The organism is Streptosporangium sp. NPDC001559 (assembly GCF_042893955.1).
Taxonomy (GTDB): Bacteria; Actinomycetota; Actinomycetes; order Streptosporangiales; family Streptosporangiaceae; genus Streptosporangium.
The window spans coordinates 849-1556 of record NZ_JBIAVG010000048.1; the positions used below are offsets into that span (position 1 = coordinate 849).

General features: G+C 61.0%; 1 protein-coding gene. It reads right to left on the reverse strand.

What is annotated here, in order from left to right; all coding sequences use genetic code 11:
* On the reverse strand, positions 1–656 hold a 656-nt coding region (locus ACFYY8_RS42095; RefSeq protein WP_390050695.1), incomplete at its 3' end, for a leucine-rich repeat domain-containing protein.
* Positions 657–708 lie beyond the last annotated feature (52 nt).

Below are 708 nucleotides of genomic sequence, written 5' to 3' on the forward strand. Positions count from 1 at the left end.
ACGTCGAGGTTGGTGAGGTCGGTGAGGTTGGCTATCCAGTCCGGCAGGTGGGTGAGTCGGTTGCCGCTGACGTCGAGGTTGGTGAGGTCGGTGAGGTTGGCTATCCAGTCCGGCAGGTGGGTGAGTCGGTTGCCGCTGACGTCGAGGTTGGTGAGGTCGGTGAGGTTGGCCATCCAGTCCGGCAATGCGGTCAGCTGATTGCTGCTGGCATTGAGGTTGGTGAGGTCGGTGAGGTTGGCTATCCAGTCCGGCAGGTGGGTGAGTCGGTTGCGACTGGCATTGAGGTTGGTGAGTTTGGTGAGGTTGGCCATCCAGTCCGGCAGTGCGGTCAGCTGATTGAAACCAATGTTGAGGTCGGTGAGGCCAGTCAGGGCGGTTATCCAGTCCGGCAGGTGGGTGAGTCGGTTGCCGCTGACGTCGAGGTTGGTGAGGTCGGTGAGGTTGGCTATCCAGTCCGGCAGGTGGGTGAGTTGGTTGTTTCTAATGTCCAGCGCGGTGAGGCCGGTGAGGTTGGCTATCCAGTCCGGCAGGTGGGTGAGTTGGTTGTTTCTAATGTCCAGCGCGGTGAGGCCGGTGAGGTTGGCTATCCAGTCCGGTAGTTCGCCGGGCTGACTGCCGTCGATGTCGAGGCTGGTGAGGCTTGTCAGGCCGGCCATCCAGTCCGGTAGTCCCTTAAGCCGATTGCCATACAGGCGTAGTTCGGTGAGG